Consider the following 16,255-nt stretch of genomic DNA (forward strand, 5'->3'; position numbering starts at 1 on the left):
GATGAAGCAGCAAGACGTTCTCCGGCACGTCACCACCCCGCTCGCGAACCCCGCGTACGCACCGGTGGTGCCCCGGTTCACGAACCGCGAGTACCTGAACATCGTCTACCGCACCGACGCCGATGCCCTGCGTGCCGTCGTGCCGGAGCCGCTGGAGATCGGCGAGCCGCTGGTGCGGTTCGAAGTGATGAAGATGGGCGACGTCAGCGGTTACGGGCCGTATACCGAGTCCGGGCAAGCGATCCCGGTGAGCTTCGAGGGCGAACGTGGCGAGTATCTGCACGCGATGTACCTCGACAACTTCCCGGCCACCGCGTCCGGCCGCGAGATCAGCGCGTACCCGAAGACCATCGGCTCGCCGAAGCTGTTCGCCGAGAACGGCGCGCTCGTCGGCACCCTCGACTACGGCAGCCAGCGCGTCGCCACCGCGACCATGGGCTACAAGCACCACCGGCTGGACGTGGCCGAGGCCGAAGCGCAGATCACCGTGCCGACGTTCATGCTCAAGACCATCCCGGACTACGACGGTTCGCCCCGGGTGTTCGAGCTGGTCCGCACCGAGATCACCGACGTGGTGGTCAAGGAGGCCTGGACCGGGCCGGCGCGGCTGCAACTGTTCCAGCACGTGCTGGCCCCGCTCGCCGATCTCCCGGTGCTGGAGGTCGTCTCCGCGAGCCACATCCTCACCGACCTGACGCTCGCCCCGGTCAAGCCGGTCTTCGACTACTTGAAGGGAGCACGGTCATGACTTTCCGCACCGCCGCCGTGATCGGCGCGGGCACCATCGGCCTGTCGTGGACGGCGTTGTTCGCCGCGCACGACATGGAGGTCCACGTCTCGGACCCGCGGCCGGACCTCGCCGAGGCCGTCGCGAAGGCGCTGGAGGCGTTCGCCCCGCATCTCGGCCGGACCGCCACGGACCTCGCCCCTCGCGTCCACCTCGCCGCCGACGTCGCGGAGGCCGTCCGCAACGCGGATGTGGTGCAGGAGAACGGACCCGAGAACGTCGAGTTCAAAAAGGACCTGTTCGCGACGTTGGTCCGCGAAGCACCGTCTCACGCGCTGTTGCTCAGCTCGTCTTCCGCGATCCCCTCGACGGCGTTCGCGGCGGAGCTGGACGACGCGTCGCGAGTCCTCATCGGACACCCGTTCAACCCACCGCACCTGATCCCGCTGGTCGAGGTCGTACCCGGTGAGCGCACCAGTGCCGAGTCGGTCGAGAGGGCCGTGGAGTTCTACCGCTTCGTCGGCCGCACTCCGGTGGTGGAACGCAAGGAGATCCCCGGCTTCGTCGGCAACCGGCTGCAGAACGCGCTGAGCCGCGAGGCGATCTACCTGGTGGAACAGGGTGTCGTGTCCCCGTCCGAACTGGACGCGGTGATGACGAACTCGCTCGGTATCCGCTGGTCGACCGTCGGGCCGTTCCTCGGCTCGCATCTGGGCGGCGGCCCCGGCGGCTACCGGCACATGGCCGAGCACATCGGCAAGTCGATGAAGAAGATGTGGGCGGGCCTCGGGCAGCCCTCGCAAGACCCCGAACACCAGGAACGGCTCATCGAAGCCGTGGAATCCGCTTACGGCTCCTCCACGTACTCGGAACTCGCCGAGACGCGCGACCGCAAGCAGCTCGCCGTGCTGTCCGCTTTGGACAGTGCCGCCAGGGAGGAGAACTGAAATGACCGCCGACTTCTACGCCTACGAGGACCTGTTGCCCGAGGAGGAGCGCAAGCTGCTGCTCAAGACGCGCGACTTCATGCGCACCGAGGTCAAGCCGCTGGTGAACGAGTACTGGGCCAAGGGCGAGTTCCCGCACGAACTCGTCGGCAAGTTCCGCGAACTCGGCCTCGCCGGGCTGCCTTACGAGGGCTACGGCGAGCACCTTCCGGCCACCAGCCACCTGCTCAGCGGCATGATGGCGATGGAGATGACCCGCACGGACCCATCGGTGGCGACGTTCTTCGGTGTCCACAACGGACTCGCGATGTACAGCATCTACTCCGGGGGTGACCAGGAGCAGCGCGATCGCTGGCTCCCGTCGATGGCCGCGATGGACAAGATCGGCGCCTTCGCGATGACCGAGCCGCTCGGCGGTTCCGACGTCGCGGGTGGCATGCGCACCACGGCGCGACGCGAGGGCGACACCTGGATCCTCAACGGCGCCAAGAAATGGATCGGCAACGCGACCTTCGCCGATCTGGTCGTCGTGTGGGCCCGGGACGAGGAAGACAACCACGTCAAGGGTTTCGTGGTCGAGAAGGATTCGCCGGGATTCGTGCCGGTCAAGATCGAGAACAAATTCGCCTTCCGGATCGTGGAGAACGCCGAGATCACGCTGACCGACGTCCGGGTGCCGGAGGCGAACCGGTTGCAGGGCATCGACTCCTTCCGCGACGTCGCCGAGATCCTGCGCGCGACGCGGGGCGGGGTGGCCTGGCAGGCGCTGGGCGTGATGATCGGCGCCTACGAACTCGCGCTGGACTACGCCAAGGAACGCGAGCAGTTCGGCCGTCCGATCGCGCGGTTCCAGCTGGTGCAGGACCTGCTGGTGAAGAGCCTCGGCAACATCACCGCGTCGTGGGGCATGCTGGTGCAACTGGCGCGGCTGCAGGACGCCGGGATCTTCAAGGACGAGCACTCGTCGCTGGCCAAGGCGTTCGTGACCTCGCGGATGCGGGAGGTCGTCGCCTGGGGCCGTGAGATCTTCGGCGGCAACGGGATCGTGCTGGACAACGACATCATGCGGTTCTTCACCGACGCCGAGGCGATCTACTCGTTCGAAGGCACGCGGGAGATGAACACGCTGATCGTCGGGAAGGCGATCACCGGCCAGAGCGCCTTCGTGTAAGCCTCGCGAAGCTACCGGTACTTCTTGCCGCAGATGTCCTGGGCGCCGGAGGAGAAACCGTCACGGAAGGCGGCGACTCTCGCGAAACCCGCCGGAAGCGTCCGGCCCCGGACATCCGCGGCGATCAGGCTGTTCCGGGTCAGCATCTCGGCGATCGCCTCGTCGAGGTCGCCCGGCGACAACGTGAGCGCACCGCCGTCTGTGAGGGTCGACGCCCAGAAGCCGGTGAGGCACGCGGTGCGCTGCGCGGCCACCGGACCGTCGAGCCGGAACCCGCCTTCCTGCTGGACCGCGAGCGTGTAGCGCGACGCGACCTCGGCGAACGCGGCGAAGTCACCGATGCCGCCCTGCCGCCCCCTGCGCGGCGGGGTCCCGATACGGACGAGACCGTCGAGGTCGAGGTTGATCTGGTTGGACTCCGAGCAGTACGACGCGAGCGCGTCCTCCGCCGTCACGCCGCAGGCCGCTCCGGTGGTGAGCGTCGGCGGGGTGGCGGCGAGCCGGAAGGCCTGCCGCAGGCTGGTGGTGAGGTCGGCCAAGGCCTGCCGGTCGTCGAGGCGGACGTTCGCCGCCGCGGAACCGAATCCGCCTTGTGTGCTCCGGCCCTCGATTTCCCGCTCGTCGATCTTCGCGCACCGGGCGGGCCCGTCGGTGAAGCCGAACTGGAACGCGGAAACCCGGTCGAACGCGTTGCCGTGCGCCCCGTCGTCGTCGAAGGCGACCCCCGCCGAATCCCGGATCCGGAACAGGGCGGTGAGCACCTCGTTGAGCCCGCGGCCGGTGGAGACCTGGAACATGGGCGACCTGCCCTCGGCGACCCAGCGGAGGTACGCCCCGGTGTAGCAGTCGGCCTGCTGCTCCTTGACGATCGACGGCGCCGTGCCCGGCAGGCCCAGCCGGAACTGGACGGCGTGGCCGATCTCGTGGGCGAGCACGGTCATCACCGCGGCCGGGCCGAGGGAATCGTTGAGCATCGGCAACAACTCGCCGCGGTCCCAAGCGACGACGTCTTCCACCGAGCAGTAGAAGGCGTTCACCAGCCCGGCGGTCGAGGTGCCGCACACCTCGCGGGCGCGGCCACCCGAGTCGTAGGAGACGAGGGTGGCCAGCGGCCGGAAGTCGCGTTTGAAGGTCGCGGGCAGATGCTCGCGCCAATACCGCTGGACGTCGGCGACGGCGTTGGCCGCGAGCCGGTCGATCTCGCCGCCGTCACCGCCGACGACCGGGAGACCGGCGTCGAGCACGCCGGGTTTGAGACCACTGGGGCCGTCGGTGATCTCGAGCCCCGCGACGCGGGTCGGATCCACCGGTTGTGCCGCTCCCCCTACGGTCGCGGCACACCCGGCGAGGCAGAGGGAAAGGCTCACCAGAATCGTCCAGCGCTTCATCACACCATCCCGTGTCCGTGACTTCCCCGGCTCCAGGGACACGGACGGTGGCGCGATGCGGTTCAAAAGAATCTTGGCCGGCTGCTGCTTCAGGGTAGTCGCCGTTCTGCGACCAATCACCCTTCAGTGTTGTTCGCGCATTTCATTTGTTGCTTAAAATTACGAACATGTGTTCGATGAAATGCGGTATTATTGACGGGTGTCCGAGACCTTCCTCCCCGAGTTGCCGCAGGAGTTGTGGCGCGCTGGCAAGCTGGAGCTTGCGCATGGCGTGCAGCAGTCGTTGCAGGTGATCAGGGTGGCGACCGCTTGTTTGGGGCGGTTTCTGGCGGAGATCGAGGATCGTGGCGTCAAAGACTTGTATGGGCATGGAAGTACGGCTAGCTGGTTCGCGGAGATGGCGGGGTTGTCGCGCGGCGAGGCGGGCGCGGTGGTGAAGCGGGCTCTCGCCTTGAATCCCACGCGGGCCTTGGATGGCACGGAGGTTCCGCCTGTCGCTCCTGCCACTGCGGCGGTCGCTGCTCAGGGGTTGGTCGGGGATGAGCGGATCGATCAGATCCTGGACATTTTGAAACGGCTCCCTGCCGACACCTCCGCTGAAGATCGGGCCAGTGCGGAGAAGATCCTGGCCGAGCTTGCCCCGAACGCCGGACCCCGGCAACTCTCCAACGCCGAGACGAAACTGATGGGTTGGCTCAACCCCGACGGCAACGAGCCGAAGGATCCAGAGCCCAAGGAACCACGTCGCGAGATCACGCTGGAACGCCGCAAAGACGGCTTCTGGAAACTCACCGGCCTCCTCGACGACGAGACCGGCGCCCGCACCGCCGCCGCCCTGGAAGCACACGCCCAACCACGCCCCGTCGACGAGTTCGGGCAAGCGGATCTACGGATGAAGTGCGAACGCATGGGAGACGCCTGGGCCGAACTCCTCGACCTGGCCATCGCCTGCCCGGACCAGCCCGGCACCAGCGGCTACCGGACCTTGGTGCACGTCACCATCGGACTCGAGGAACTCAAATCCGGTCTCGGCACCGCCTGCCTCGACTTCGTCGGCACGATGACCGCCCGCGAGGCCCGACTCGCCGCCTGCGACTGCTTGATGTTGCCAGTCGTGATGAGCTCCGCCGGGGAACCCCTCGACCTAGGACGACTACGACGGTTCGTCACCCCAGGCCAAAGACGGGCACTCAACATCCGCGACGGTGGCTGCGCGTTCCCCGGATGTCATCGGAGGCCGAAGAATTGCCACGCTCATCATATTGAGCACTGGGCAGACGGCGGACCGACCGATCTCCGAAATCTCGTGCTGCTCTGCGGTTTCCATCATCGGCTGATTCACCACGGCGACTGGGAAGTACGGGTGGCCGCCGATGGGTTACCGGAGTTCATCCCACCCCAATACCGGGACCCGCTCCGAAAACCCCGGCGCAACACCCTGCATCACGTCTGAACCCCCGAGGAGCCCGTTAGCCACCCGGCGACGGGCCCCTCGCCATGCCCGCAGTCGGTGACTGTGTGGGTTTCGGGACATCTGACGTCCCAAAAGCCACACAGTCCATCACGCCCCAAAGCCATCCTCATCCATCCCTGACCGCCGACCCACCGTGACCGGACCGATCACGCACGACTGTGTGGATTTCAGGTCATCCAACGCCCCAAAAGCCACACAGTCCATCGCCAACGGTCCGGTCAAGATCGAACGACCGAGCCGAGATCCTCCAAACTCGTCCCCGGTCGTCGAGCCTCAGTTCACGCAGCCGGCCATCGCGGGCGGCGTCGAAGCACCGGACGACGAAGGCGGAGCGGCGAGCGAAGAAGTGGCCGCCACCGGCTTGATCCCGATCCCGCCCGTCGGGTCCCCCACCGCGGCGACGGTCGTCGCGTTCAGCGCGGACTTCACGAACGCCTTCACCTCGGCCGGATCGACCTTCACCGCGTCGCCGTCGGACGGCGTCGGCAGGGAGAGGCTCTGCACCGGGATCGTCTGGAACTTCAGCGCTCCCGAGCTCATCCCCCGCAGCTGCTGCGCGAAGCTGAGCACGTCCCAGCCGCGGTCGAGTACGACCGAGCCCTGGATCGCGCCGATCAGGGAGCTCAGCCTGGTGGGGTCGGTGAAGGTCCCGGCGTCGAGGACGGTCTTGGCCATGCTCGACAGGAACGCCTGCTGCCGCGCGATGCGGTCCAGGTCGCTGGGCAGGCCGTGCCGCTGCCGCACGAAGGCCAGCGCCTGCGGGCCCGAAAGCAACTGCTTGCCCGCCGGGAACGACGCACCGGAGAACTTGTCCTGCACGGGGTTGTTGAGGCAGACCTCGACACCGCCGACGGCTTCGCTCAGCGCGGAGAACCCGGCGAGGTTGACGGCGGCGTAGTGGTTGATGGACAGGCCGGTGAACTGCTCGATCGTCTGGATCGTGAGTTTGGCGCCCGCCTCGTTGGCCTTGACCTCGAGCTGCGGACCGGACAGCCCCTGGGCGCGCAGTGTGTTCATCGCGGCGTTCTTGCCGCGGCTGTACGCCGAATTGATCTTGTGCTTCCCGAATCCGCCCGCGATGTCCACATAGGAATCACGCGGGATGGAGATGGCCGTCGCGCCCGTGCCGCCCGCCGGGATGTGGACCACGATCATGGTGTCGGTGGTGTCGCCGCCGTCGTCGCCGCTTCCGGCGTGCAGCGCGTCGAGGACGTTCTGCGGCAACGGGTTCCCGTTGGTGTCGGTCCGGGAGTCGATTCCGACGAGCAGGATGTTCTGCGCCACCTTCAGCGGTTCGCCCGCCGGGCCGTCGGGCACCTGCGCGGAGGGCGCGATCACGTCGGCGGTGACGATCGCTTCGTCCAAACGGCTCAACTGGGTCCACGCGAAACCCGTGACCCCCAGTACGGCCGTCGACACCAGGCCCAGTGCGACGCGGCCGCCGATCCGCCGTCCTCGCGACGTGAGCAGCACGACCTTCTCCCCGCTTCCGTGAATGATCCCCCGTATTCGAGGATCACCGCGTTAGCTGGGAATTACCTGAGAAAAGTGTCATAACCGGGTCTTAAAGCCCGTTCGGACCATTCGACGTGATCAAGCAGACAGCCGGTCGCGACACCGAGTGCCGGACCGACCGCGCAGCGCTTCCCTAGCGGGGCATCCGGCGCCAGATCGCGCGTGGCACCACGCGCATCACCGCGAACATAGGCCTCAGGAGTCCCGGCACCCACACCGTTCCCCGGCCCTTCCGGAGCGCGGCGACCGTCGCGTCGGCGACCTGATCGGGAGTGCTGGAGAACGGCGCCGGAGACATGCCCTCGGTCATCCGGCCGATCACGAACCCGGGCCGGACGAGCAGCAGCCGCACACCGGTGCCGTGCAGGGCGTCGGCCAGCCCGCTCGCGAAACCGTCGAGGCCCGCCTTCGCCGATCCGTAGACGTAGTTCGCCCGCCGGACCCGCACCCCGGCGACCGAGGAGAAGACCACGAGGCTGCCGTTTCCTTGCTCACGAAGCACATTGGCCACATGCGTCAGCACACTCACATGTGCCACATAGTCGGTGTGGACGATCGCGACGGCGTGCCCGGCGTCCGCTTCCGCCCGCGCTTGGTCGCCGAGGATCCCGAAAGCGGTGACCACGACGTCGAGCGGCCCGTGTTCCGCGACGACCTTCTCCAGGAGCGGACCGTGCCCGGCTAGGTCGTCGGCGTCGAACTCGACGGCGTCGACGGTCTCCGCGCCCGCGGCCAGCAGCCGTTCGGACTCCGCACCGAGGTCCGCGCTCCGTCGCGCGGCCAGCACGACCCGGCGCGCCCCGCCCTTGGCGAGCCGTTCCGCGACCGCGAGGCCGATCTCGCTGCGTCCGCCCAGTACCAGCACCGTTCCGCTCACCCGCCGCAGTCTGCCATCCGGCCCGGCGCCGGTCGGCAGTGGCACGGTTCACAAACTGCAATTTTGCAGTATCTGCATCTTTGCGCGTATCGTGGTGCCCATGCCCGAACCCGTCAAAGGTCTCCGCGAGCGCAAACGGCTGGAAACCCACCGCGCACTGGCGACCACCGCCGTCCGGCTCGTCGCCGAACGCGGCCTGGACCAGGTGACGGTCGAGGACATCAGCGCGGCGGCGGGGGTCTCCCCGCGCACGTTCTTCAACTACTTCGCGTCCAAAGAGGACGCTGTCGTCATCGCGTACGCCGACACCGCCGAGCGGACCCAGCGCACCATCGAGAAGTTCCTTGCCACGCCGAAGGAAGTCAGCACGCCCCGCGCTTTCGTGGACGCGCTGAAGGAAGACTTCGCCCAAGTCGACGAGAACCGCGAAGAGTGGCTCGGCCGGATGAAGGCCATCCAGGAGAACGCCACCCTGCATTCGCGCGCGGTGGCCATGAACCACGACACCATCGCGCCGCTGATCGAGGCGATCGCCCGCCGTACGGACGCGGATCCCAAGGCCGAGCTGTACCCGACGCTGCTGCTGTCCGTGCTCGGCGGCGCGGTCAACGCCGTGCTGATGCTCTGGTACCAGCACGACGGCCGGATGTCCGCGCTCGACCTGCTGGACGACGCCGTCGAACTGCTTCTCGCCGGGCTCCCCGAGCCCGGCGGCCGCGCGCGCTGACGCGCCCGGCACCACAGGAACACGAAGGGGGACCACCATGTCCGTATCCATGACCGAACCACGAGAACCGGAGGCCCCGGCGGGCTCGATGGGCCGCAAACAGGTCCTCGAAGCGATGTCGGGGCTGATGATGGGCATGTTCGTCGCCATCCTCGCCTCGACCGTGGTCGCGAACGCGTTGCCCCGTATCGTCTCCGAGCTCGGCGGCTCGCAGGCCTCCTACACCTGGGTGGTCACCACCGAACTGCTCGCGATGACCGCGACGGTGCCGCTCTGGGGCAAGCTTTCCGATCTGTACAACAAGAAACTGCTGATCCAGCTCTCGCTCGGGTTGTTCGTGGTCGGTTCGCTGGTCGCCGGGTTCGCCGGCAACATCGAGCTCCTGATCGGCAGCCGGGTCGCCCAGGGCATCGGCGCGGGCGGGCTCACCGCGCTCGCCCAGGTGATCATGGCGGCCATCGTGTCGCCGCGTGAACTCGGGAAGTACTCGGGGATCTTCGGTGCCGTGTTCGCCGTCGGGACCATCGCGGGCCCGCTGATCGGCGGGGTCATGGTGGACACGTCGTGGCTCGGCTGGCGCTGGTGCTTCTTCCTCGGGGTCCCGTTCGCGATCGCGGCGATCCTGCTGCTGCAGCGCACGCTGAACCTGCCGACGATCCGGCGTGACGTCAAGGTCGACTACCTCGGCGCGTTCCTGATCATGGCCGGTGTCTCGACGCTGCTGGTCTGGTCGTCGCTGGCCGGGCACCAGTTCGCGTGGGGCTCGTGGTGGACGGTCGGCCTGGTGACCGCGGGCGTGGTCATCCTCGCCCTCGCGGTCTACGTCGAGTCGAAGGTGGCCGAGCCGATCCTGCCGCTGACCCTGTTCCGCAACCACACGGTCACCCTGACCACCCTCGCGAGCTTCCTCGTCGGTGTCGCGATGTTCGGCGGGACGGTGTTCCTGTCGCAGTACTTCCAGCTGTCGCTCGGCAAGTCGCCGACGGTGGCCGGATTGCTGAGCCTGCCGATGATCTTCGGCATCCTCGTGTCGTCCACGGTCTCGGGTCAGCTGATCAGCCGCACCGGCAAGTGGAAGAGCCACCTGCTGCTCGGCGCGGCGCTGATGACCGCGGGCCTGGCGCTGCTGGGCACCATCGACGCGAAGACGAACCTGGTCATCCTGGGCGCGTACATGGTGCTGCTGGGGGTCGGCGTCGGCATGCTGATGCAGAACCTGGTCCTGGTGTCGCAGAACGACGTCGAGGCGCACGACCTCGGCACGGCGACGTCGACGCTGTCGTTCTTCCGCAGCCTCGGCGGCTCGATCGGGGTGAGCGCGCTGGGCGCGGTGCTCGCGAACCGGGTCCTCGCGTTGATGAGCGAAAAGCTCGGGCCGCTGCCCGGCGGTGGCGAAGGCGGCGCGGTGCCGAACATCGCCACGCTGCCCGAACCGGTCGCGAACGTCGTCCGCGAGGCCTACGGGGAGGCGACCAGCGAGTTGTTCCTGATCAGCGCGCCGATCGCGCTGCTGGTGATCGTCGCCGTCGCCTTCCTCAAGCACAAGCCGCTCAAGACCCAGTCGGGCAACGAGCGGCTGGCCGAGGAGACCGCCGCCGCCTGATCGCCACGACTGAGGGGCCCGGTTCGCGGAACCGGGCCCCTCTTTTCGCGCGCACGAAGAACACGGTGGAAATTCGATGAACGCGAGCACGTGGTTTCAGGCAGCGTTGCCAACGCGAATCAAGTGGCGTCGTTCGCTGCCGGTCAGCCCACCGAAAACGCCGTCGGCCAATCCGTTGTCCACGGCGTAGGCCAGACAGGCCGATACGACCGGGCACCGCGCGCAGACGGCCTTCGCCCTGGCCGCTTGACGTGCGCCGGGGCCGGTTTCGGTGACCGGGAAGAACAGTTCGGGATCCTCACCGCGGCAAGCGGCCTCACTCAGGTCACCCGCCATCCTCATTTCCATTTTCCTATCACCTCCTTTTTTCCGATTTTCCCTTCCCCGTCAAACGACTTCCGGGTATCCGCCCTCGTACGCACCGCAAACATCACCTTGACCGAATCGTTACACTCAGCGGCCCGCTCACTGCACCTGTCCTGTGAGGGCATTCGCGTCAGGCGGCTGAGAGCGGTGAGTGCGGGTGATGGGCCACGAAGGGTTCGACGAGTTCTTCCACGCCGAATTTCCCCTGCTCACCGGCTTCCTGTGCAAGGCGGGCTTCGCGCTGGACCCGGCGCGCGACGCGGCCTCGGAGGCGATGCTCAACGCCTACGAAGACTGGCAGGGCATCACCCAGCCGAAGGCGTGGGTCCGTCGCGTCGGGCTTCGCCGGGCGAAGGAGCAGACCGCGGTCCGGGCCGAGTGGGCCTCCGCCGACGCCGGCCGGGAGGACAAGCTCACCGCTCTCGCCGACGAGGCGTCGGCCGTCCTGACGATGCTGGGGAGCCTGCCGAAACGCCAGCAACTGGCCATGGCCTGGACGATGGACGGCTACTCGGCGCGGGAGATCGCCGGGGTGCTCGGGATCGCCGGCGAGGCGGTCGGCGCGACCCTGCGCCACGCGCGGGGCCGGCTGGCGGAGCACGATCCCGGGTTCGCCGACCGGCTGGACGGCGCCAACGGCGCCTTCCTCGACGCCTTGCGGATGGGACTCGACGCCGAGGACACCCTCGCCCGGATCAAGAACCGCGCGATGGTCAGGGAACTCGCCCTGGTCGCGCCCGGAACCCCGGCGGAGTCGGAACCCGAACAGGTGACGCCGTCGCAGTGGTACACCCTCGACGAACCCGTCGCGGCCGCCGGGAAAGGTGACCCGCGCGCGCTGAACCAGCTGCTGACCACCGTGCGGCCGCTCGTGATCCGGTACTGCCGGTCGCGGATCGGCAGACAGGAACGGACGTACGCCTCGGCGGACGACGTCGCGCAGGAGGTCTGCGTGGCGATCCTGCGCGCGCTGCCGACCTATCGCGAACGGGGGCGGCCGTTCCTCGCCTTCGTCTACGGCATCGCCCAGCACAAGGTCGCCGACGCCCGCCGTGCCGCCGCCCGCAACCGCACGGAGCCCGTCGCCGAAGTCCCCGACGGGATCTCGGAATCCGTGGGCCCGGAACAACGGACGCTGCACAACGAATTGAGCGACCGGATGGGCGAACTGCTGCGGATCCTGCCGGACAAGCAGCGGGAGATCGTCGTGTTGCGGATCGTCGTGGGCCTGTCCGCGGAGGAGACCGCCGCCGTGGTCGGTTCGACGGCCGGAGCCGTGCGGGTTGCGCAGCACCGCGCTTTGACGCGTTTGCGGAAGATCCTCGCCGAAGAGTGAAGGTGGCGGCACGACTCAAGGGCGGCAGCGTTCCGCACTCGCCGCGGCCGTCTTCAGCTCCGGTGCGCCCAGGACGGCCGCGACCGGGTCGAGCGCGCCGTGCGTGTCCTTCTGGGCGGCGAGGAGCCCTTCCACGGCACGGCTTTGCGCCGCCGTGTCGTTCGTCCCCGCGGCGTCCAGACCCGCCTTCGCTTTCACGGTCTTGTCGCGCGCCGAGGTGTACTTCGCGAGGAACTCCCGCTTCGCCGCGTCTCCGGCCGGAACCGGAGCGGCGGGCAGCGCGCCGAGGCCGTCGACCGTCTTGGCGAGGATCGCGGCGTAGTGCCCGAGCTGGTCGCTCGTGCTCTTCTTGACGGCTTCCAGGGTCTCACCGCTCGCCGACGACATCTTGTTGTTGCCGTCGATGAAGTCCTTGACCGCGCCGCAGAAACCGTTCATCCAGGCCACCGCCGCGGCCGGCGAAGGCGCCGCTTCCTGGGCCGCCGGCGCCGGGTCCGGCGCGCAGCCGGTCAGGACCGCCGCCGCCAGTGCGACTCCCGCCAGGGTCGATGTCTTGTGGGCAGCGCACATGTCCGTTCCCCTTTCCGCCGTCCGGTGTGCCCGGCGGCTTGAGGACGGTGACATGGCGCGACGCGCGCGGTCTGCGTCATCTGACTCAGAACGACACCCCGCGCTCGAACTCGTAACGTTCGGGGCACGGCGACCGGACGGCGTAACGGGGTGCGGGCAGGTGGCGAGTACCGCTTTACCCCTGTTCGCTTCGAGGGCACCCAGCCGAAGAGGTAGCACCATGGCCATCAAGATCATCGCAGCGCGGCTCGAAGGTGGGAAGTTCCACGAAAGCATCACGAAGCTGCGCTGGGTCAACCCCGGCAGCGGCGAGACCGGCGAGAGTTTCGTTTCGGCGATCGTGGCGTGGCTCGAGGACGACGACGGGAAGGCCTACGTGGACGAGGGGATCCACCGGGTGGCCGTGGAGATCATCAAGCCGACCTTCGGCCCGAAATTCCTCCGCACGCGCGCGGACGGGATCTGGAAGAACAACCTGCTGGAGCTTCCCCGCTTCTGATCCCGCTTCCCAATGCGGGACGGCATCGCGGTACCGCGTTCAGGCGCCGAGGCGGCTGTAGAGCCGTGCCGCGAGTGTGGCGGCGAGCTGGTTGAGTCGTCCGGCGGGGTTGTGGAGGGCGTACTGGCCCAGCAGTTCCGCCACGACGTGGGCCTCGGTCTCCGACAGCAGCGCGACGCAGCGTTCGCGGCGGCCCTGCTCGGCCAAGCGCTTGAGGGCGGCGACGTACTCCTCGTGGTCGCGCACCCCGGTCAGGCCGAATGGGTCCTGCCGTGCGGTCGAGTCGGTCATCCCGCCTGCCTTTCGAGTGATGTCGTTCGTCGCCGTCCTCGCATCGACCTGCGGATCTGTCACGCCGGGACTTCTTCACGCCCAGGCGGCAGAAAATCTATGCTGACGAAGGTAGACATTCAACTTCGGGTGGGTGTAGTGTCCTTCTCGTACTGAGAGAGACAACGTCAAGCAGGCGCGGGAGATAACGGAACTGCCCGCGGAGTGAGACAAGACGGTCAGGCAGGACGAAGCCGATCAGTGAACAGGTTTCGACCGGTGACCGGAGAAGTACGGGATCGGGAAGTGAACACGTGAACGGCAAGGCCGATCCCGGTGGAACAGTGCAGTTGCAGTGAACGCAGTACGAAGTTGCAGTACCCGGTAAGAGAGAAACACAGGAAGAAGGGACAGGGACCATCATTGGATCGCCCGCGGCGGCTGGGCAGTAATGCCGCGCGGGTACCGCAGGCCCATCGGATTGGAAGGTGGTTCTCGGTTACGAATCAGCGATCTCCGCATCGTCCGCCTCTCGGACGGACACCGCGGATGCACACCGCCGGCCTCACGGTCGGTAGACAATGGTGAAACCCGACCCCGGGACCCCGGGCGCCGCACGTGGCGCCCGGGGTCCCTTGTGATGTGGAGGTGGAATGATTCCTGACCAACGCGAGACCCCGGCCACCGTTTCCGGTGGTGCCGACAAGTTCGACGACGACCACTACCCCGCCTATACGATGGGCCGCGCCGCGGACATGCTGGGCGCCACCCAGAACTTCTTGCGCAGCCTCGACGAAGCCGGGCTGATCACACCCCAGCGCTCGGCAGGCGGACACCGCCGCTACTCCCGGCACCAGCTGCGCATCGCCGCCCGCGTACGGGAACTGGTCGACCAAGGCACGGCTGTCGACGCCGCGTGCCGCATCGTCTCCCTCGAAGACCAGCTCCACGAAGCCCGGCGCCAGAACGACGAACTCCGCACCGCCGAATAGGGAATCAGGTCGTCGGAATCTACTGTGGTGCGGGGATTCCTTGGCCGATGCCGCCATCGACGGTAAGCCTGGCGCCGGTGGTGAAGGTGGCGTCGAAGGCGAGGAACAGCACCGCCGCGGCGATCTCCTCGACCGTGCCGTGCCGCTTCATGGGGGTCGCCTGGTCACCCATCGCCATGAAGGCGTCACGGTCCTCGTGGGTCATTCCGGTGATTCCCATGGTCGGGGTGTCGATGAAGCCGGGGCTGATCACGTTCACCCGGATTCCCCGGGGCAGCAGCGCGCTCGCGATGCCCTTGGCGATGGCCCGGACAGCGGCTTTCGCTCCGGAGTAGACGGTCAGGGCGTCGGTTCCGCCCTCGTCGGCGATGGACGTGGTGAAGACGATCGAGCCGCCGTCTCGGATGAGCGGGGCCAGGCGCTGAGCGGTGAAGAACGCTCCTTTGGTGTTGGTGTCGAAGCTTTGGTCGTAGGAGGCCTCGGTCACCTGATCGAACGGTTCGAGCCTGGCGTGCCCGATGTTGACGAAGAGGAAGTCGATGCGGCCGAGCTTGTCCTCGACGTCTCCGCCGAGGGCGCGGATGTCGGCCATGCTCGTGGCGTCGGAGCGGACGATGTGCGCCGACCGGCCGGCGAGTTCGGTCCGAACCGTTTCGATGGACTTCTCGTTGCGGCCGGTCAGCAGAACCTCCGCGCCTCCGTCGAGGAGGGCTTTGACGACGGCGAGTCCCATGCCGTGAGTCCCGCCGGCGACGACGGCCTTCTTGTCCGAGTGGTTGTTCACGTGTTTCGTCACTTTCCTTGTTCCGGGCGGTTGATCAGGTCGACGAGGTCGTCGAGTGAGCGGCCCGCGGCCCGGCGGCCGATGAGGTCCCTCATGGGGATGAGCAGGTGGGAAAGCAGATCGCCGTCGACTCCCTGGGCGTTGCTGGCGTCGACGATGTTGGCGATCGCCACCGCTTGCATGCCGGACGGCGAATCGGAGTCCTCGGCCGTGTCCTGCTGAGCGAGGACGGGCAACCCGATCATCGTCGCGGTGAGCCAGGGGATCAGCAGGGACGAGGTGAACTCCGGCAGGTCGGCGTTCTCCGTCCCGACGAGGGCGAGCGCGTGGCGAGCGCCGGCGAACTGTCCGTACATCGCGCTGAGCAGAGCCAGGTCGTAGAGGGACGCCGAACCCGGATCCGCGCCGACGTACCTGCTGCTCCCCATCCGGTTCAGCGTCTGCTCGTGCTGGTCGAAGGCGGCCTGTGAGCCGCTGTACAGGACGAGGGCCTCGGGCCGGCCGATCATCGGGGGCACGGCCATGATGCCGCCGTCGAGGTAACCGACGTCGTGCCGTGCCGCCCAGGTGGCGGTTTCGCGAGCCTGCTCCGGTGTGCCGTTGGTGAGGTTCACCAGTGTCCGGCCGGCCAGTGCGTCTCCCGACGGGTCGAGGACCTCGTGCAGGACCGGGTAATCCAGCAGACAGGTGATCACCAGCGGGCTCGCGGTGATCGCCTCGGTGATCGTGGCCGCGCGCGCCGCGCCGGCGGCGACGAGGTCGTCGGCCTTGCCGGCGGACCGGTTCCAGACGGTCGTGGCGTGGCCGGCCGCCAGGAACGCCGAGGCCAGTGCCATGCCCATCGCGCCGAGGCCGACGACCGTCACCGGGATGGGTTCTTTCCGTTCGTTCACGCGAACTCCTTCACATCAGTACGGACACCACCGTGCGGCCGGCCGCACCAGGTCTGGTCTAGGTCGCGCCTAGGCCGGGCCTGCGCGGTCCGGCCCGGTCGTCCGCCGGTTACCGT

At 67.8% G+C, this 16,255-nt stretch carries 17 protein-coding genes; 9 read left to right on the plus strand and 8 right to left on the minus strand.

Annotated elements, in window-relative coordinates; genetic code table 11:
- Position 1: 1 nt before the first annotated feature.
- Genes DMC61_RS33545 through DMC61_RS33555 form a run of 3 tightly spaced genes read left to right on the plus strand, consistent with a single transcriptional unit; the run spans position 2 to position 2,845 of the window.
- Positions 2-748 (plus strand): acetoacetate decarboxylase, encoded by a 747-nt coding sequence (locus DMC61_RS33545; RefSeq protein ID WP_125694370.1) that lies wholly within the window; start codon positions 2-4, stop codon positions 746-748.
- A complete protein-coding gene (locus DMC61_RS33550; protein ID WP_125694372.1) occupies positions 745-1,674 on the plus strand; it encodes a 3-hydroxyacyl-CoA dehydrogenase NAD-binding domain-containing protein in 930 nt (309 codons plus the stop codon). Before DMC61_RS33545 ends, DMC61_RS33550 begins: the two co-directional genes overlap by 4 nt.
- 1 nt (position 1,675) lies before the next feature.
- Positions 1,676-2,845 (plus strand): acyl-CoA dehydrogenase family protein, encoded by a 1,170-nt coding sequence (locus tag DMC61_RS33555; protein WP_016332578.1) that lies wholly within the window; start codon positions 1,676-1,678, stop codon positions 2,843-2,845.
- 11 nt (positions 2,846-2,856) lie between these two features.
- On the opposite strand, the gene DMC61_RS33560 is transcribed toward DMC61_RS33555, so the two are convergent.
- Complete coding sequence (locus DMC61_RS33560) at positions 2,857-4,152, minus strand: neutral zinc metallopeptidase (protein WP_125694374.1); 1,296 nt, start codon at positions 4,150-4,152, stop codon at positions 2,857-2,859.
- 280 nt (positions 4,153-4,432) lie between these two features.
- Between DMC61_RS33560 and DMC61_RS33565 the strand changes: the two genes are divergently transcribed.
- Complete coding sequence (locus DMC61_RS33565; protein WP_125694376.1) at positions 4,433-5,686, plus strand: HNH endonuclease signature motif containing protein; 1,254 nt, start codon at positions 4,433-4,435, stop codon at positions 5,684-5,686.
- A 294-nt stretch (positions 5,687-5,980) separates the two neighbouring features.
- Here the strand turns inward: DMC61_RS33565 and DMC61_RS33570 are convergent, their stop codons facing one another.
- Together DMC61_RS33570 and DMC61_RS33575 are read right to left on the minus strand one after the other, a co-directional pair.
- Positions 5,981-7,180, minus strand: coding sequence for an LCP family protein (locus DMC61_RS33570; protein ID WP_125694378.1), 1,200 nt, complete (start codon positions 7,178-7,180; stop codon positions 5,981-5,983).
- 175 nt (positions 7,181-7,355) lie between these two features.
- Positions 7,356-8,099, minus strand: coding sequence for an SDR family NAD(P)-dependent oxidoreductase (locus DMC61_RS33575; RefSeq protein ID WP_125694704.1), 744 nt, complete (start codon positions 8,097-8,099; stop codon positions 7,356-7,358).
- 100 nt (positions 8,100-8,199) lie between these two features.
- On the opposite strand from DMC61_RS33575, the gene DMC61_RS33580 reads away from it, so the two are divergent.
- Positions 8,200-8,826 carry a TetR/AcrR family transcriptional regulator gene (locus tag DMC61_RS33580; protein ID WP_125694379.1) on the plus strand — a complete coding sequence of 209 codons (627 nt, stop codon included), beginning with the start codon at positions 8,200-8,202 and terminating at the stop codon, positions 8,824-8,826.
- Between the two features lie 37 nt (positions 8,827-8,863).
- On the plus strand, positions 8,864-10,429 hold the full coding sequence (locus DMC61_RS33585) for an MDR family MFS transporter (protein ID WP_370456437.1): 1,566 nt from the start codon (positions 8,864-8,866) through the stop codon (positions 10,427-10,429).
- A 96-nt stretch (positions 10,430-10,525) separates the two neighbouring features.
- On the opposite strand, the gene DMC61_RS33590 is transcribed toward DMC61_RS33585, so the two are convergent.
- On the minus strand, positions 10,526-10,777 hold the full coding sequence (locus DMC61_RS33590) for a WhiB family transcriptional regulator (RefSeq protein WP_125694381.1): 252 nt from the start codon (positions 10,775-10,777) through the stop codon (positions 10,526-10,528).
- A 178-nt stretch (positions 10,778-10,955) separates the two neighbouring features.
- Between DMC61_RS33590 and shbA the strand changes: the two genes are divergently transcribed.
- The gene (shbA, locus tag DMC61_RS42035; RefSeq protein ID WP_305022430.1) at positions 10,956-12,131 is read left to right on the plus strand and encodes an RNA polymerase sigma factor ShbA; all 1,176 of its coding nucleotides are present in this window, start codon (positions 10,956-10,958) and stop codon (positions 12,129-12,131) included.
- Between the two features lie 15 nt (positions 12,132-12,146).
- Here the strand turns inward: shbA and DMC61_RS33600 are convergent, their stop codons facing one another.
- Positions 12,147-12,701 carry a hypothetical protein gene (locus DMC61_RS33600; protein WP_125694383.1) on the minus strand — a complete coding sequence of 185 codons (555 nt, stop codon included), beginning with the start codon at positions 12,699-12,701 and terminating at the stop codon, positions 12,147-12,149.
- Between the two features lie 220 nt (positions 12,702-12,921).
- On the opposite strand from DMC61_RS33600, the gene DMC61_RS33605 reads away from it, so the two are divergent.
- Positions 12,922-13,200, plus strand: coding sequence for a DUF3892 domain-containing protein (locus DMC61_RS33605; RefSeq protein WP_016332568.1), 279 nt, complete (start codon positions 12,922-12,924; stop codon positions 13,198-13,200).
- 39 nt (positions 13,201-13,239) lie between these two features.
- On the opposite strand, the gene DMC61_RS33610 is transcribed toward DMC61_RS33605, so the two are convergent.
- Entirely contained in the window at positions 13,240-13,491 is a 252-nt protein-coding gene (locus tag DMC61_RS33610) for a hypothetical protein (protein WP_125694385.1), read from the minus strand.
- Between the two features lie 632 nt (positions 13,492-14,123).
- On the opposite strand from DMC61_RS33610, the gene DMC61_RS33615 reads away from it, so the two are divergent.
- The gene (locus DMC61_RS33615) at positions 14,124-14,462 is read left to right on the plus strand and encodes a MerR family transcriptional regulator (RefSeq protein WP_125694387.1); all 339 of its coding nucleotides are present in this window, start codon (positions 14,124-14,126) and stop codon (positions 14,460-14,462) included.
- A 19-nt stretch (positions 14,463-14,481) separates the two neighbouring features.
- On the opposite strand, the gene DMC61_RS33620 is transcribed toward DMC61_RS33615, so the two are convergent.
- The gene (locus DMC61_RS33620; protein ID WP_199750158.1) at positions 14,482-15,246 is read right to left on the minus strand and encodes an SDR family oxidoreductase; all 765 of its coding nucleotides are present in this window, start codon (positions 15,244-15,246) and stop codon (positions 14,482-14,484) included.
- An 8-nt stretch (positions 15,247-15,254) separates the two neighbouring features.
- On the minus strand, positions 15,255-16,139 hold the full coding sequence (locus tag DMC61_RS33625; protein WP_199750159.1) for an NAD(P)-dependent oxidoreductase: 885 nt from the start codon (positions 16,137-16,139) through the stop codon (positions 15,255-15,257).
- Positions 16,140-16,255 lie beyond the last annotated feature (116 nt).

The sequence above is a fragment of the Amycolatopsis sp. WAC 04169 genome (assembly GCF_003947535.1).
Classification (GTDB): domain Bacteria; phylum Actinomycetota; class Actinomycetes; order Mycobacteriales; family Pseudonocardiaceae; genus Amycolatopsis; species Amycolatopsis keratiniphila.

Coding starts and splice junctions, on each gene's coding strand:
- DMC61_RS33580 (WP_125694379.1), top strand. CDS start 8,200: ATGCCCGAACCCGTCAAAGGTCTCCGCGAGCGCAAACGGCTGGAAACC.
- DMC61_RS33555 (WP_016332578.1), top strand. CDS start 1,676: ATGACCGCCGACTTCTACGCCTACGAGGACCTGTTGCCCGAGGAGGAG.
- DMC61_RS33590 (WP_125694381.1), bottom strand. CDS start 10,777: ATGGAAATGAGGATGGCGGGTGACCTGAGTGAGGCCGCTTGCCGCGGT.
- DMC61_RS33550 (WP_125694372.1), top strand. CDS start 745: ATGACTTTCCGCACCGCCGCCGTGATCGGCGCGGGCACCATCGGCCTG.
- DMC61_RS33600 (WP_125694383.1), bottom strand. CDS start 12,701: ATGTGCGCTGCCCACAAGACATCGACCCTGGCGGGAGTCGCACTGGCG.
- DMC61_RS33585 (WP_370456437.1), top strand. CDS start 8,864: ATGTCCGTATCCATGACCGAACCACGAGAACCGGAGGCCCCGGCGGGC.
- DMC61_RS33615 (WP_125694387.1), top strand. CDS start 14,124: ATGATTCCTGACCAACGCGAGACCCCGGCCACCGTTTCCGGTGGTGCC.
- DMC61_RS33610 (WP_125694385.1), bottom strand. CDS start 13,491: ATGACCGACTCGACCGCACGGCAGGACCCATTCGGCCTGACCGGGGTG.
- DMC61_RS33545 (WP_125694370.1), top strand. CDS start 2: ATGAAGCAGCAAGACGTTCTCCGGCACGTCACCACCCCGCTCGCGAAC.
- shbA (WP_305022430.1), top strand. CDS start 10,956: ATGGGCCACGAAGGGTTCGACGAGTTCTTCCACGCCGAATTTCCCCTG.
- DMC61_RS33605 (WP_016332568.1), top strand. CDS start 12,922: ATGGCCATCAAGATCATCGCAGCGCGGCTCGAAGGTGGGAAGTTCCAC.